General features: G+C 45.1%; 1 protein-coding gene. It reads right to left on the bottom strand.

Going from position 1 to position 1,447, the window contains the following annotated elements; translation table 11 throughout:
• Nucleotides 1-1,177 (bottom strand): IS110 family transposase (locus ACTNBR_RS16415; protein WP_441019258.1); only part of this gene is annotated, 1,177 nt, incomplete at its 3' end.
• Nucleotides 1,178-1,447 lie beyond the last annotated feature (270 nt).

Here is a 1,447-nt window from a genome sequence, read left to right as displayed (position 1 = left end):
CTATTTTACGTTCCTTATTGAACTGATTGTAATAATCAGCTCCCAGATCCTTGAAAACGACACCATCCTTGAGAATGTGATATATTGCTATGAGCATGGAATGGGCAACGGCTACATAGGCACGCTTTGGCCCACGGTGAGCACTGATCCTCATGAACTGCGCATGGAAGTAGGACTTCTTATTTTTTACTGCTGCATGTGCACAGGTGATTAATGTTGTGCGCAACAGGGAGTTACCTTTTCTGGTCTTCCCGGATTTTCTCTTTTTGGCGCTTTCATTATCTCCGGGACATAACCCTGCCCAAGATGAAATGTGCTTATCTGTCGGAAAACGATCCATGTCTGTACCAATGACAGAGATGATGGCCTGGGCACTTGTATTGCCTATACCGGTTACATCCTGAATTGCCTGGGAAGCCTGCTTTTCTTCCGGTTTCATAAAGTTGTCAATCTCGTCATCCAGGTTTTTGATGTGAGTATTTAGTTCATCCAAATGGATAAGAAGTTCTTTCATCATCCTGCGCTGGAGCGGAGACATCACACCATTAAGATCATCAATGATCTGTTCCTTGGTGGCTTTGAGATTATGAGCAATCACTTTCTGCTTATACATCTCATCGTATTTTACCTCATCGATGGAGTCTCCGGTTAGGAGATATTCCAGAATACTACGGGCGCTTTTGCCATTGATGTCTGATACAGTTCCGGATAACTTGATGTTAGCTCCTTCAAGCATCTTTTGGAGCCGATTCAACTCTCTGGTGCGTTCCCCTACAAGGCTTTTACGATAGCGGACTAATTCCCTCAGTTCCCGCTGATCCTTGTCGGGAATATAACTGGCCTTTAGCAGTCCATGCTGAAGAAGGTCTGCGATCCATTCCGCATCCTTCACATCCGTTTTCCGACCGGGAACTGCTTTCATATGACGGGCATTGACCACCATTGCGTTCAGGTCAGAAGATTCAAGGATGTTATACAGAGGTTTCCAATAAGAGGCTGTGCTCTCCATGGCGACCATTTCGCAGCCACCCTCCTTGAGCCAGTCAGCCAATGTAAGGAGTTCTCTGGTTGTTGCACCAAACTCACGTAGCTCCTGCTTTCTGCCGCATCGGAAACAGGCAACGATAAGTTTTTTGTGCACATCAATACCACAACATTTGTCGTAAATCTTATCCATAAAGGCACCTCCTGGAAGAATTTACGGCATGGTACTCTGACTTTTATCATTTTACTATACGTCCTTTTGCCATGAATAATAGGCTGGACAGGTGGTGGTGCAAATGAGAGTACCTGAAATCAGTTTAGGGTACGGGCTACTGGCCCAAAATAAACACGATCTTTGCCGTTACTATAAGTATACAGAACGGCATAAACAAACTCAATACCTTCCGGCTTACACAGTTTCATTTATGGTGGTGCCAAGTGTGCGGGCATGGGAGTTTAGGGT

The organism is Bariatricus sp. HCP28S3_F11 (genome assembly GCF_052065395.1).
Lineage (GTDB): Bacteria > Bacillota > Clostridia > Lachnospirales > Lachnospiraceae > Allocoprococcus.
This window is presented reverse-complemented; position numbering and strand designations above follow the sequence as displayed.